The sequence below is a fragment of the Chitinophaga sp. genome (assembly GCF_036569185.1).
Taxonomy (GTDB): Bacteria; Bacteroidota; Bacteroidia; order Chitinophagales; family Chitinophagaceae; genus Chitinophaga.
In genome coordinates this window covers 1-14,333 of the sequence record NZ_DATCRD010000401.1, presented here as the reverse complement: position 1 = coordinate 14,333, position 14,333 = coordinate 1, and the positions used below count along the sequence as shown (strand labels likewise).

The following is a 14,333-nucleotide window of genomic DNA, read 5'->3' as shown; positions in this document are numbered from 1 at the left end:
TTGACAGAAGTGTTAGTTAAAATAAGGCTTTTTTAAGATGATGCAAGTTAATCAATATAATATTTCACAGGTAAGCTTATCAACAAGCTGTGGAGGTAATAGTCCCGGGATGATACCACCGTTGGCATCATCCCGGGAAAATCATCATTTCACTACCGGCAGCAGTACATTGGATGGGTGCTGTGCATCATGATAGATGCGGATAGTAGCCTTTTTAAAATCCTTATCAGTAGCCTTGTAGATATCCATAAACTGCTGCGGGTTGCGGTCGGTAAGGGGGAACCAGCTGCTTTGTACCTGGATCATAATTCGGTGCCCTTTCCGGAATGTATGCGCCACATCCGGCATAGTGAATTTTACTTCAGCAGGTTGATTGGGAACAAACGCTTCCGGTTTCTCGAAGCTGTTGCGGAACTTACCACGCATGATCTCTCCACGTACCAGCATCTGGTAGCCGCCCATCGGGTAGGTAGAGGAAGGTACCCGCCGGTGTTCGGTTGGCGCATCTTCCTCATATTTGAAATCGTCGGGAAATACATCTATCACTTTTACGATAAAGTCGGCGTCAGTGGTGCTGGTGCTGGCTACCAGGTCGGCCACCACCGGACCGGCCAGGGTAATATCTTTATCCAGCACTTCGCTTTCAAATACGGCAACATCCGGTCTGCGGGCGGCAAAGCGCTGATCGTCGGTCATATAGTTGATGGTACGGCCAAAATGTACGTCTTCCGTATACGGAACGGGTTTGGCAGGATCGCTTATGTATTCGCTGAAGCTATTGGCAGCAGTGGGTTTGGTAAAAGACAGCCTGCCGTTTTCCTGTAAATAAACCGGTTCATCTTCCATATTTGCGGGAGGCCATTTGGGAAGTTGTTTCCATTTGTTTTCGCCGGTGAAGAAGATGGTGGCTTCTGCGATATCCGGTGCGGCGCCCTTGCCTTTGAGGTAGTAGTTGAAGAAAGGAATTTCTACATTTTGAGCGTAGTATTCGGCAGTATTGCTGCCAAAGCGCACATTACCCAGGTGGGTACCATCGTTGGAAGCCCACTGGCCATGGTACCATGGTCCCATTACAATGCGGTTGTTGGTAGACGGGCTTTTTGTTTCAATAGCCTTATAGGTATTCCATGCACCGAAGCAGTCTTCCGCGTCAAATACGCCGCCTACTATCAGCATGGCTGGTTTTACGTTGTTCAGGAAGTTGCGCACATTACGGGCTTTCCACCAGCTGTCGTAAGTAGGGTGGGCGTACATTTCATGCCAGAAGGTAACGCTGTCGCCGATAATTTTAGCAAAGTTCGGAAGCGCGCCGGTTTCCAGGTAATATTTGTAATTGTCATGGGTGTAGTAGTCGATTCCCTTGGGCCCTTCCATAGTGGGTTTGGGATGTGGGTGATCAAACACGGTATAGAAAGAAAAAGCGTCTGCAATAAAGAAAGCACCGTTGTGATGGAAATCATCTCCCAAAAACCAATCCGTAACAGGCGCCTGGGGGCTTACTGCTTTCAGCGCAGGATGGCCGCTCAGCGCACCCATAGTAGAGTAGAAGCCGGGATAAGAAATACCGAAGATGCCCACATTGCCGTTGTTACCGTTAAGGTTCTTTACCAGCCAATCGATAGTATCATAAGTATCGCTGGCTTCGTCAATATCTTTCTTTCCTTTTTTATCGGGGTTAAATGGCCTTACATTCACAAATTTACCTTCGCTCATCCAGGTGCCTCTTACATCCTGGATCACCATGATGTAGCCTTCTTTCAGGTATTCTTTATAATGATTTTTATAAAGCGGGCGGAAGGCATTTTCGCCATAAGGTGCGCAGGAGTATGGTGTGCGCGTCATCAGGATAGGATGTTTCTCTGATTGATCTTTTGGAAGATAAATAGAGGTAAATAACTTAACCCCATCGCGCATGGTAATGTAGACTTCTTTTTTTGTGTAGTGCTCATACATCCAGAGTGAATCCTGGTTAACAGCCTTACAGGCAGCCGGAATTATAAACAACGCGGCGCAGGCCAGCAGCAGCCATTTTCTCATAAACGGTTTGTTTTTTTAGATTAGATGCCGGCTAATGTAGTAAAAAAATAGTGGATGGCCGGCAGCTATATGGGGAAGGGTTACCGGCCCAGTTTTTCCCTTTCTTTTTTAGGTAAACTGGCTACTACCAGGTCGTATGATTTCCGGATCCATTCCAGCAGCAGTTTATTGGGAATACCGGAATGTACATCTATGGTATTCCAGTGTTTTTTATTCATGTGATAACCGGGGATTACGCCTTCATAACGCTCCCGCAGTTCGATGGCTTCTTCCGGGTCACATTTGAGGTTAATAGTTTCAAAATTTTCCAGTCCGCTGAGGGCAAACATTTTTCCACTCACTTTATAAACAAGGGTTTCATCTCCAAAAGGAAATTCTTCTGTAACGCCGGGTAAGGAAAGGCAGTATTCCTGAAATTGAGCCAGGTTCATGAGCAATAATTATTGATGATAACTGGTACAAAAGTCTGGAAAATTTCTGCTAATCCGCTTTAATAATTTTATAGGTGTAGCTGATTGTTTTATTCAACCCTGGAATAGTTTGTATTTGCGGGAAGTTAGTGGTATCCTGCATTTTGTAGGTAACGGGGCTGCTGGTGGCGGTCACTTTGTCGGATTCGTACCTGATATTGTTTACCAGGTGTTCACTAACCAAATAAGGATAATATTCGTTGGAGAAAAAAGGATAATTATCGTTTGCAATGGCGCGGAACAGGTTGGGGTTTTTGGCCACCTGTGCAAACAGTGGATTATCAAACTGGTTATAGGCCATATCGAACCTGCTTGTTATCAGGTTTGGTGTACCGTATCTTACAAGGAGATAATTCATTTCTGTAAACCGGCTGATATCTTTTCCCTGGTAGAGATATTGTAAATACAGCACTGCTATGGCTGGTATAAGATCCAGTTGAAGTGTGTCAGTGGTGCCTGCCAGGGTTGGCAGATGATCAGTGGTGAGCTGTATGTAGGCTGTATCATACCCAGAGATCGCTGTACCCAGCTCCCTGTAAAAAGTGGTATAGGTGACCAGCTGTGCGGGTTTCCATACCAGCGAATCTTTCTGGCTCAGGCTTTTTACAGTATTATCATTTTCATTATAATATTTTGCTATTGACAAGTATCCTTCCTGGTTGTATTGGTAAGTGATATAATTCTGCCAGATGCGATAGGAAGGATTGTAATCCCATCTTTCTGTAACCTGGTACTTGTCGTTATAAACGAGGCTGTCTTTAGGCACATTATTCACACGGATAGCGGTAACGAGGTAAATATCTTTTGGTGGCTCCGGCCGGGGAGGGGGAGTAACGGTGTTGTCTTTTTTACACTGGCAGCCGGGCGCTGTTATCAACAGCGTTAGGGCTGTACCAAGGAGCAGGGCTATCAGTGGGTATCGAAGGGATGAGCGCATATGTGGATAACAACGTTAAAAGCAGCAATTTATTGAATGCTTTGCGATGTATTTTTCGTTAAGTTATCCAGTGGTTATCAGCGTCATGGGGTACTGGGGCCGGGCGCCACCATCCTGGAAGATAGAAAGCTCTGCAGTTAGCCGCATTATATTAATTTCCCCATCGTTTTTAAAAACGTATAGTCCTGTACGTTATACAACATACAGGACTATGTAAAACAAAAAAGGCAGTAAATTATTTTTTACTGATGCTGATGATTACACGCGAATAGCGGGCATAGGTGATCTCTACTTCCTGCCCGGCCCTGTATCCTTCCAATGCCCCGCGCATCCAGTAAAACAGCCGTTTCTTCTTATTTTCCAGCAGGATCATGATATTGGTTTGGGTGTCGTTGTTTTCCAGGTATACCGCTTCCATCGGCGCCTGTAAGGTGGCTTTCTGCAACGCGGTAAGATCCTTTTTTATAGCCCAGTAACGTACGTCTGTTACTTTTATCAACGCAAATATCAATGCTATCACAAAACATAACAGCCATACCCAGAACCAAAGGTTTTTGAACGACAGGAGCGAATCATCCGCGTCACCCAGGCTGTTGTGGGTATACAGGTAAATTTGCGGTATCACAGCAGCAATCAGTAACAATCCCAAACCTATAAGGGTGAATTTTGTTAACTGTTGCTTGTTCCTCTTCAGCGCATCCTGCAATAAAAAATGTTCTTCAGTAGTAATAAAGGTGTAATCAGACATAGTTGTTGTATGGTTTTTCAGTAGGCTAATATATAGATAAACAATCAATTAATTAAAATTATATATATAATTTTTTGTCTTGTGATTATCAATTTGCCTATTTCTGGCTATTTGATAGCGATATCTGTTAAAATATTATTACATATTTGGGAGATAGGATAGCTGTAGTTACTCAGCGCAGCACTTTTTTTAACGCATTTATAATCAGGCAATATCGTTTTGTGTGGAAATAGTTTTCTATTTTGCCCCTCATTATAGCCCATCATCTGTTATTCTTCCCCATTTATTACCATGCTATCATTAATATTATAGAAAGTGAGAAAGATTTTTTTATTAGTCGTAGTCCTGTTAGCAGTTAGCCTGGCCGGCTATGCCCAGGATACTGCCCAGCTGATGGTGGAAGGCAGAAAAAATAGCGCCACACAACAATCGAAGCCTTATGTTATTATGATCTCCATCGATGGCTTCCGGTATGATTACGCGGAGAAATATAATGCACAGCAACTCCTGCGCTTATCTGGAGCGGGTGTGCGCGCTACCGCTATGCAGCCTTCTTTTCCATCGCTTACATTTCCTAATCATTATACACTGGCAACAGGTCTTTACCCGGCTCATCACGGCCTGGTAGATAATGTTTTTTACGACCGTAAGCGCGATGCTATCTATAAGGTACATGACCGCGAAGCAGTGGAAGATGGCACCTGGTATAACGGTATACCACTTTGGGTATTGGCGGAAAAACAACAGATGATCAGCGCCAGTTATTTCTGGGTAGGCTCAGAAAGCGCCATTCAGAACATACGTCCTACCTATTACTTCAGGTACCAGGAAAAAACGGGTATTGATCAGCGTATCGGACAGGTGATAAACTGGCTTCGGTTGCCGGAAGACCAGCGCCCGCACCTCATTACCTTCTATTTTCCTGAAGTGGATCATATAGGGCATTCCTGGGGGCCGGACAGCGACAGTGTACGGAATGCCGTACAATTTGTTGATGCTGCCATCGGAAAAATGGTGACGGAAGTGGCGAAACTAAACCTGCCGGTAAACTTTATCGTGGTATCAGATCATGGTATGCTGCAGGCAGATACTACCAACACCATCGCGCTGCCGGACGTTCCCGTGCTGCAACCGCTGAAAAGCATAGTGGGTAATGAAAAGGTGATGTTGTATGGAAAAACAGACGAGGAAATTAAAGCAGCATATGATTATCTCAAACAACACCAGCATCATTACACCGCTTACCTGAAAAAAGAAACGCCGGAAAGATGGCATTATGGCCAGGAGGATATTTATAACCGTATTGGCGATATCATTCTGCTGGCGGAAGCCGGCTATACTTTTGCAAATGGAAAAATGGTGCATCCCGGTCATCACGGGTACGATAATAACCTCACCAATATGAACGCCATATTCATGGCCTGGGGGCCGGCCTTTAAAGCGCATACCCGTATTGCCACATTTGAAAACGTACATGTATACCCGTTAGTAGCAAGAATATTAGGTCTTGATATTACGCAGCCTATAGATGGCCGCCTGGAGGTATTGGAACCTGTTTTACAACCTTTATAATCAATACAAAAGAGCGAAGGGGACAGATATATGATCTGTCCCCTTCGCTCTTTTTATATCAAACCAACAGCCTATACAGCTGCTTCCTCATATGCACTTGCAGGTTCGCAGGTACAGATCAGGTTCCTGTCGCCGAACGTATTATTGATACGGCTTACAGAAGGCCAGAATTTATTTGCTTTCACATATTCCAGCGGGAATGCTGCCTGCTGACGGCTGTATGGACGGGTCCATTCATCGGCGGTGATCACCTGCTGGGTATGCGGTGCATTTTTCAGTACGTTATTCTGTTTATCGCTCAGGCCCTGTTCTACTGCACGGATCTCTTCACGGATAGCCAGCAGTGCGTCGCAGAAACGGTCCAGTTCACCTTTGTCTTCACTTTCAGTAGGCTCGATCATAATAGTGCCGGGAACCGGGAAGCTCATGGTAGGAGCGTGGAAGCCATAGTCCATCAGGCGTTTGGCCACATCTTCCGCTTCAATACCGGCTGCTGCTTTAAACGGACGCAGGTCTACAATGAATTCGTGCGCACAGGTGCCGTTAACACCGGTATACAGGATATCATACGCTTTTTCCAGTCGTGCTTTCATATAGTTGGCATTCAGGATCGCGAACTCGGAGGCTTGTTTAACGCCATTGAATCCAAGCATACGAATGTAAGCGTAGGAGATCAGCAGGATGCTGGCGGAACCAAACGGCGCTGCAGATAGGGCGTTAGAAGGCTTTCCATCGTTCAGTGTAACGTGTCCGGGCAGGAATGGGGCCAGGTGTTTGGCTACGCAGATAGGGCCCATGCCGGGACCACCGCCACCATGAGGAATGGCGAAGGTTTTGTGCAGGTTCAGGTGGCAAACATCTGCGCCAATCAGTCCGGGTGCGGTTAAGCCTACCTGGGCATTCATATTGGCGCCGTCCATGTATACCTGTCCACCGTGCTCGTGTATAGTAGCGCAGATCTCTTTCACACTTTCTTCATATACGCCGTAAGTCGACGGATAAGTGATCATGATACCGGCCAGGTCTTTACTATGTGCCGCTGCTTTGGCTTTCAGGTCATCTACGTCGATGTAGCCGTTTTCCAGTGCTTTTACAATCACCACCTTAAAGCCCGCCATCACTGCAGATGCAGGGTTGGTGCCGTGTGCGCTGATCGGGATCAGCATTACATTGCGGTGGCCTTCGCCTTTGCTCTTCTGGTATTCGCGGATCACCAGCAGACCTGCGTATTCGCCTTGCGCACCACTGTTGGGTTGCAGACTGCAGGCATCAAAGCCGGTAATTTTGCTGAGGTATTCGCCCAGTTCCTCTGCCATCTGTAAGTAGCCGCCTACCTGGTTTTTAGGTGCAAACGGGTGCATTTTGCTCCAGTGCGCCCAGCTCAGGGGAATCATTTCGGTGGCGGCGTTGAGCTTCATAGTGCAGGAACCCAGTGATATCATGGAGGTGTTCAGGGAAAGATCCTTGTTCTCGAGCATCTTCAGGTAACGCATCATCAGCGATTCGCTGTGATAGCTGTTAAATACCGGGTATTGCAGGTAAGGGGAGGTACGTTGCAGATCAGCAGGGATACCGGTGGTACCGCTGGAAACGGCTGCTGCGTCTGTGGTACCTGCGCCAAATATGTGCAGGATGTCGTTTACATCGGCAATGGTAGTGGTTTCATCGAGAGAAATACCTACATGGCCATTGGCGAAGTAGCGGAAGTTAATGCCCATTGCTTCTGCAGCGTCTTTTACATCGGCGGCTTCTACTACAATGGTATCGAAGAAGCTGTCGGATGCCAGCTTCAGGCCTTTTGCTTTCAGCTTGCCTGCCAGTGTATTGGCGAGCAGGGAAATACGGGTGGCAATATTTTTCAGGCCTTCCGGACCGTGGTATACAGCGTACATAGCGGCCATATTAGCCAGCAATGCCTGTGCGGTACAGATATTGGAAGTTGCTTTTTCACGTTTGATGTGCTGTTCACGGGTTTGCAGTGCCATACGCAGCGCACGGCCGCCGTTGGCATCAATGCTCACGCCAATGATACGCCCGGGGATAGAGCGTTTAAAATCGTCTTTCACGGCAAAGAAAGCAGCATGCGGACCACCAAAGCCCAATGGAACACCAAAACGTTGTGCAGATCCAAAGGCTGCATCTGCGCCCATATCACCGGGAGAGGTGAGGAGCGTTAATGCCAGCAGGTCGGTAGCTACGCCCACAAATGCACCTACTGCATGTACCTGGTCGATGAAAGCACGGTAATCAGCCGCAGCGCCCACGTTGTCGGGATACTGGATCAGCGCGCCAAAGTATAATTCGTCAAAGGTGGCGGTTTTGTAATCGCCTACTATTACTTCGATGTGAAGCGGGGTAGCGCGGGTATAAATCACATCCAGCGTTTGCGGATATACATTCTTATCTACAAAAAACTTAGGCCTGGTTACATGGTCATGATCTTTGTTCAGGGCATTGAAGAACATGGTCATGGCTTCCGCAGCGGCAGTGGCTTCATCCAGGAGGGAGGCATTGGCAATGGGCAGGCCGGTCAGGTCGCACACCATGGTCTGGTAGTTCAGTAAACTTTCCAGGCGGCCCTGGGAAATTTCTGCCTGGTAAGGAGTATACTGTGTATACCATCCCGGGTTCTCAAATACATTACGCAGAATAACGCTTGGGGTAATGGTGTCAAAGTAACCCTGGCCAATATAGTTGCGGTATACTTTGTTTTTCAGCGACACTTCCTTCAGATGGCGGAGATAATCACTTTCACTCATCGCAGCTGGAATAGCTAATGGCTGCTGCATACGGATGGCGCCCGGAACGGTTTTGCTGATCAGCTGGTCCAGGTTGGAGGCCCCGATGGTTTCCAGCATCTGGTTGGTCTCTCTTTCATTCGGCCCTATGTGACGGTGCACGAATTCATTTTGTTGAATATCAAAAAGATTCATGATGTAAGCAGGTAATTTGAAATAGAATGCGCAAAGCTATGCAGATTTTAAGCAACGGCCAAACAATCAGCGCTGGCGGGGGAAAACGGTGATAAATGATCTGTCACAAAACTATGCCTGTGTCATAATTTTGTCCACCGACTATTTACCTATCTTTGCATCAAATGAGTAAAATATTAGAAGACTGGCAACAGAAGGCCCAGGATAAGCAAAAAGCCAATAAACAGTTCCTCGCAAAACTGCAAACCCGCCGTGGAAAAGGCGTAGAGAAGCTGTTGCCCGACCTGCATGAAGAAGCCTTCAGTAAAATAGACTGCCTCGAATGCGGTAATTGCTGCAAAACCATCAGCCCCCGGTTCAAAGGCCCCGATATCCGGCGCATCTCCAAACACCTGGGGATGAAGGAAGGAGAGTTTATTGATACTTACTTACGGATCGACAAGGATGAGGATTATGTGGTGAAGTTCACGCCATGCCCTTTCCTGGGCGATGATAACTACTGTGGGATCTATGATGTACGCCCGGGTGATTGTGCCAACTATCCTTATACAGACAGCTATGATTTCTTCAAACGCCCGAAGATCACCTACGAAAACAGTACCGTTTGCCCGGCCGTTTATTATGTGCTGGAAAGGTTAAAGGAAAAGATGGACCTGTAAATACTGCAGGCGGTTAGCCGGAAAGCGCTAACCGCCGCCTGCTACGGTTTCAGATCCAGCTTACGCATAGCCGGTGAAATAATATAAGTGGTGACCACCACCCCCAAAGTAACACATCCCCCAAATACAACAGATGGCACCAAACCTATGGCCCTGGCCATAAAGCCGCTTTCAAAAGCACCCAGCTCATTGGAAGATCCCACGAACATGGAGCTTACAGACGCCACCCGTCCCCGCATATCATCCGGGGTTTTTAACTGCAGGATCGTTTGACGGATAATTACACTGATGCCGTCCAGCGCGCCACTGATCAGCAATGCAAACATCGACAGGTAAAAGCTGGTGGAAAGACCGAACCCGATAATGGTTAAACCAAAACCAAACACCGCTGCCAGCAGTTTGATACCGGGTTTATTGACCAAAGGCCGGTGCGCCAGGATGAACATGGTTACTAATGCGCCTACTGCCGGCGCAGAGCGCAGCAGCCCGTATCCCAGGGAGCCCACATGCAGTACATCTGTAGCAAATGCAGGCAACATGGCTACTGCCCCGCCAAACAATACAGCAAACATATCCAGCGCCATGGCGTTCAATACCACTTTCGTTTTCCATACAAACCGCATCCCTTCTGTAAGGCCGGCCACAAAGCTTTCCCCTTTCGGTTTGTAATAAACAGGTTTGGGTTTTATCTGTAATAAACTGTATAAAGGAGCCAGGAAAATAAATACTACTATCAGCATAGACCAGTGAACACCGAACCAGTGTATAAAAAGTCCACCCAGCGCCGGACCCAGCACCCCTCCTATCTGCCAGGCGGAACTGCTCCACGTAGAGGCGTTGGCGTAAAGCTCCCGGGGTACCAGCAACGACATCAGGGTAAAGGTGGAAGGGCTTGTATAGGCGCGTACAATGCCGCCCGTGAAAACCAGCAGGTAAATAAGGTTAAGTACCCAGTGCTTTGAAATGCCCGCCACTGCGCTATCCCAGGTTAGAAGGAACAGCCCCGAACTGATAAAAAGATAGGCAATCACACATTTGAGAAGCATGCCCCGTTTCTCCCTTTTATCTACCATGTGCCCTGCAAAAGGGGCCAGTAGCACGGCAGGAATTACTTCTGCCAAACCTATCAGTCCCAGTGAGAAAGGATCTTTGGAAATTTCATATACCTTCCATTCTATGATGGCAAATTGCATAGCCAGCGCAAATACAAGCGCAAAGCGGATTACCAGGTAATAATTGAATTCCGGAAAGCGTAGCGAAGCGTATGGGTCGTTCTTTTTCGATACCGTAGTGTCCAACCTGATGAGTTTTTTACGAAGGTACAAAAATCACAAAACGCTACCGCAGTATATGAAACAATCCGCTTCACCGCTCACCACAATCAATTCGTCCCTTTCCGCTTTCTGGTTTATATTTATTCTGCATTAATACCGCAGTTCTATGGAAATACATACCCTTATTTTCCGTGCTTTATTACCCGCACTGTTTATACAGATTGCCTGCGCCGGTAACGGTTCAAAAGATGACAGCCCTGCGCCTCCGGAGCCTGCGGCCCGGAAAGCGAAGCTGCAGCTGGTAACCGACCAGTTTATATCTCCGGTAAACATGGCTGTGCCGGGAGATGGCAGCGGCAGGTTATTTTTTTGTCAGAAAGAAGGAAAAGTGTGGATCGTACAGCAAAACAAGCTGCTGCCCACGCCTTTCCTGGATGTAAGCGGCGATATGGTTTCCGTAAACCCCGGCTATGATGAGCGCGGCCTGCTGGGGATGGCTTTTCATCCCGATTTTAAATCGAACCACAAATTTTATGTGTATTACAGTTCACCTGCGAAAAAATCTGGTTTCGACCATACCAGCCGCCTGGTAGAATTCACCACCAGGGCGGATAATCCCAACCTTGCCAATCCTGCATCCAGAAGGATCGTCCTGGAAATAGATGAGCCGGAATCCAATCACAATGGCGGCCAGCTGCAGTTTGGGCCTGATGGCTATTTATATGTAGGTCTTGGCGACGGCGGCGGTGGCGGCGACAAGCACGGCTCCATCGGCAATGGACAGGATCTCAATACTTTACTGGGTAAGATATTACGAATAAATGTCAATGGAACACCCTATTCCATACCGCCGGATAATCCTTTCGTAAACAGGCCCGGTGCACGTCCTGAAATATGGGCCTATGGCCTTCGTAACCCCTGGCGCTTCTCGTTCGATAAAAGTACCAAAATGCTTTTTGCCGGGGATGTAGGACAGAATAAATATGAAGAAGTAGATATTATCACCAAAGGTGGTAACTATGGCTGGCGTATCCTGGAAGGGAACCACGATTATAACGTGCCGGCAGGAACCGACAGGTCGTCGCTGATTGCACCCATCCACGAGTATGGCCACGATGTGGGGATAAGTATCACCGGGGGCTATGTATACCGCGGCAGTGCCATCCCGGGATTAAAAGGATTATATATTTTCGGCGATTACAACGGGAAAACCTTCCTGCTCATACCTAACGGGAAAAAATGGGACAGCGCTCCGCTGGAGCTCACAGGCCGTCCGGCAGAGAATCTCCAGATCCTCAGCTGGGGCGAAGATGAACAGGGAGAGCTTTATATGCTTGCCAGTACTTCCGGCAGCAGCGGTTTTAAAGGAGCAGTGTACAAACTGGTAAAAGAGTAATAATTGGCAACATTCCTGGCATCTTATTCGTTTACTATAGGCCCCTTTGAGGTTTATCCGGATACGGCGCACCACAGGGGAACGTTAAACAGGTACTGCAGCGAGCCGGAAAAGCAGCGCTTTTCAGCCACGTATCTCGCCCGGCGGCCGTTTGGCCCAATTTTTTGTTAAAAGGAAATAAATTGCTCAACCAACGGGTGATTTTATTTTATATTTGATTTGACAACGTTTAAGTTCAATTGAGATACATATGAGACTGAAAGTGATTATACCGGTTGTGCTGCTTAGCATCTCCGCAGGCGTGTTGGCTTTTAATAAGCTCGGACATAATGACGATCCTCCCGGTCGTTATGAAGTGATCATGAACCTGGTGGGCCAGATGCTGAAAGAAGGGCATTACCAACCCAAAGCAATAGATGATAAATTCTCCACCGAAGTTTTTAATAAATACTTACGTAGCCTGGATACGGAAAAGAAATTTTTCCTGAAAACAGATGTGGACAAACTGATGCCCCTCTCCGTTCATATTGATGATGAGCTGAAAGGCGCGCCGATCGACTGTTTCCGCAGCATCAACGCCCTGATCAAACAAAGGGTGGCCGAGGCGGCAGCCATTTACCCGGAAATTCTCTCCAAACCTTTTGATTTTACAGTGGATGAAAAGGTAACCCTGGATCCTGATAAGCTGGACTATCCGGCAGATGAGAATGCCCGAAAGGAGTCCTGGCGTAAAGTATTGAAGTACCGCACACTGGAGAAACTGACAGATCTCCAGGAAATGAGAGAAAAAGATAAAGGCAAAGACAGTGTGAAAGCCAAAACCGATGTGGAACTGGAAGCAGAAGCCCGCACAAAGGTGAAACAACTGTACGACCGCTATTTTGAGCGCCTGAAAAACAGGCAGAACGATAATGATCGCTTTAACCTTTATGTAAATGCGATCACCACTACTATGGATCCGCATACCGACTACTTCCCGCCGGATGAAAAACGCGCGTTCGAAGAGCAGATGGCTGGTAAATTCTTTGGTATTGGCGCCCAGCTAAAAGAAGAAGGCGACAAGATCCGCGTGGTAAGCATTGTAACCGGAAGCCCCAGTTGGAAACAAGGACAGCTCAAAGCCAATGATGTGATCCAGAAAGTGGCCCAGGGAAATGCAGAACCGGTGGATATTACCGGTTACCCTGTGGAAGATGCGGTGAAACTGATCCGTGGTAAAAAAGGCACTCCCGTAAAACTGACTGTGAAAAGCGTGGATGGTACTACGAAAGATATCACTATCGTGCGTGATGAAATTGTTACTGAAGAAACATTTGCCAAATCAGCGATCATCAACGGTCAGCATAAAATAGGCTATATCTACCTGCCTGAATTTTACGCCGACTTCAACGACCGCAACGGCGCCCGCAGTGCGGAAGACGTTGCCAAAGAAGTGGCTAAACTGAAAGCAGAGAATGTAGAAGGTATCATCCTCGACCTCCGCTTTAACGGTGGCGGCTCCCTCCAGGATGTAGTGCAGATGGCCGGCCTGTTCATTCCGGAAGGCCCCGTGGTACAGGTGCGCTCCCGTGGCGGCGATGCTGTAGTGTTGCGCGACCGCGATAAGAATGTACAATATGACGGCCCGCTGGCTATCATGGTAAACGAATACAGCGCTTCCGCTTCTGAAATCATGGCCGCAGCCATGCAGGATTACAAGCGCGCTGTGATCATTGGCAGCACCCAAACATTTGGTAAAGGTACTGTTCAGCGCCTCTTCAACCTGGACGACTTCTACCCGGTAAAAGACGGTGGCAGCCTCGGCGCCCTGAAACTTACACAGCAGAAGTTCTACCGCGCCAACGGCGGTTCTACCCAGTTGAAAGGTGTAGCCTCCGATATTGTACTGCCAGACCCATACTACGAAGTTGCCGAACGTAAAGACTCCGATGCCCTGGCATGGGACGAAATTCCCCGTGCAAGCTTCACCGCATGGTATAACCCGGTAAACACAGAATCACTGAAAAAGAGCAGTGAAAAAAGAATGGCTACCAGCCCTGCTTTCAAGTTGCTCAACGAGAACCTGAACACTTTAAAGAAGCTGGAAAAACAGGAAACTTATTCATTGAACCTGCAGACCTATAAATCAGAGCAGAAAACAAACACTGCTGCACTCAAGAAATATGATGCAGTAAATGATAAAGTGAAAGAGCTCAATATTGTAAACATCAAATCCGATATGGAGAAATTTGGCAGCGACTCATCCAAGATTGCCCGTAACAAGGACTGGATCAAGATCAGAACCAAAGACATCTATCTCGATGAAGC

General features: G+C 47.4%; 10 protein-coding genes. 4 read left to right on the top strand and 6 right to left on the bottom strand.

Annotated elements, in window-relative coordinates; translation table 11 throughout:
* Positions 1-144: 144 nt before the first annotated feature.
* From VIM72_RS30190 to VIM72_RS30175, 4 genes are all read right to left on the bottom strand, one after another.
* Positions 145-2,037 carry a CocE/NonD family hydrolase gene (locus VIM72_RS30190; RefSeq protein ID WP_332006521.1) on the bottom strand — a complete coding sequence of 631 codons (1,893 nt, stop codon included), beginning with the start codon at positions 2,035-2,037 and terminating at the stop codon, positions 145-147.
* Positions 2,038-2,117: 80 nt separating this feature from the next.
* Positions 2,118-2,468 (bottom strand): MmcQ/YjbR family DNA-binding protein, encoded by a 351-nt coding sequence (locus VIM72_RS30185; RefSeq protein WP_142686260.1) that lies wholly within the window; start codon positions 2,466-2,468, stop codon positions 2,118-2,120.
* Between the two features lie 49 nt (positions 2,469-2,517).
* The gene (locus tag VIM72_RS30180; RefSeq protein ID WP_332006520.1) at positions 2,518-3,444 is read right to left on the bottom strand and encodes a hypothetical protein; all 927 of its coding nucleotides are present in this window, start codon (positions 3,442-3,444) and stop codon (positions 2,518-2,520) included.
* Positions 3,445-3,679: 235 nt separating this feature from the next.
* Complete coding sequence (locus VIM72_RS30175; protein ID WP_332006519.1) at positions 3,680-4,192, bottom strand: hypothetical protein; 513 nt, start codon at positions 4,190-4,192, stop codon at positions 3,680-3,682.
* Positions 4,193-4,507: 315 nt separating this feature from the next.
* On the opposite strand from VIM72_RS30175, the gene VIM72_RS30170 reads away from it, so the two are divergent.
* Positions 4,508-5,764 carry an ectonucleotide pyrophosphatase/phosphodiesterase gene (locus VIM72_RS30170; RefSeq protein ID WP_332006518.1) on the top strand — a complete coding sequence of 419 codons (1,257 nt, stop codon included), beginning with the start codon at positions 4,508-4,510 and terminating at the stop codon, positions 5,762-5,764.
* Between the two features lie 71 nt (positions 5,765-5,835).
* On the opposite strand, the gene gcvP is transcribed toward VIM72_RS30170, so the two are convergent.
* On the bottom strand, positions 5,836-8,697 hold the full coding sequence (gene gcvP, locus VIM72_RS30165) for an aminomethyl-transferring glycine dehydrogenase (protein ID WP_332006517.1): 2,862 nt from the start codon (positions 8,695-8,697) through the stop codon (positions 5,836-5,838).
* 164 nt (positions 8,698-8,861) lie between these two features.
* Between gcvP and VIM72_RS30160 the strand changes: the two genes are divergently transcribed.
* Complete coding sequence (locus VIM72_RS30160) at positions 8,862-9,356, top strand: YkgJ family cysteine cluster protein (protein WP_332006516.1); 495 nt, start codon at positions 8,862-8,864, stop codon at positions 9,354-9,356.
* A 41-nt stretch (positions 9,357-9,397) separates the two neighbouring features.
* On the opposite strand, the gene VIM72_RS30155 is transcribed toward VIM72_RS30160, so the two are convergent.
* Positions 9,398-10,654 carry an MFS transporter gene (locus VIM72_RS30155; RefSeq protein ID WP_332006515.1) on the bottom strand — a complete coding sequence of 419 codons (1,257 nt, stop codon included), beginning with the start codon at positions 10,652-10,654 and terminating at the stop codon, positions 9,398-9,400.
* A gap of 142 nt (positions 10,655-10,796) precedes the next feature.
* On the opposite strand from VIM72_RS30155, the gene VIM72_RS30150 reads away from it, so the two are divergent.
* Together VIM72_RS30150 and VIM72_RS30145 are read left to right on the top strand one after the other, a co-directional pair.
* Entirely contained in the window at positions 10,797-12,026 is a 1,230-nt protein-coding gene (locus VIM72_RS30150; RefSeq protein ID WP_332006514.1) for a PQQ-dependent sugar dehydrogenase, read from the top strand.
* Positions 12,027-12,276: 250 nt separating this feature from the next.
* On the top strand, positions 12,277-14,333 hold a 2,057-nt coding region (locus VIM72_RS30145), incomplete at its 3' end, for a carboxy terminal-processing peptidase (protein WP_332006513.1).

Excerpts from the sequence above, each read along its gene's own strand:
- VIM72_RS30175 (WP_332006519.1), bottom strand. The coding sequence starts at position 4,192 with ATGTCTGATTACACCTTTATTACTACTGAAGAACATTTTTTATTGCAG.
- VIM72_RS30180 (WP_332006520.1), bottom strand. The coding sequence starts at position 3,444 with ATGCGCTCATCCCTTCGATACCCACTGATAGCCCTGCTCCTTGGTACA.
- VIM72_RS30150 (WP_332006514.1), top strand. The coding sequence starts at position 10,797 with ATGGAAATACATACCCTTATTTTCCGTGCTTTATTACCCGCACTGTTT.
- VIM72_RS30190 (WP_332006521.1), bottom strand. The coding sequence starts at position 2,037 with ATGAGAAAATGGCTGCTGCTGGCCTGCGCCGCGTTGTTTATAATTCCG.
- VIM72_RS30185 (WP_142686260.1), bottom strand. The coding sequence starts at position 2,468 with ATGAACCTGGCTCAATTTCAGGAATACTGCCTTTCCTTACCCGGCGTT.
- VIM72_RS30160 (WP_332006516.1), top strand. The coding sequence starts at position 8,862 with ATGAGTAAAATATTAGAAGACTGGCAACAGAAGGCCCAGGATAAGCAA.
- gcvP (WP_332006517.1), bottom strand. The coding sequence starts at position 8,697 with ATGAATCTTTTTGATATTCAACAAAATGAATTCGTGCACCGTCACATA.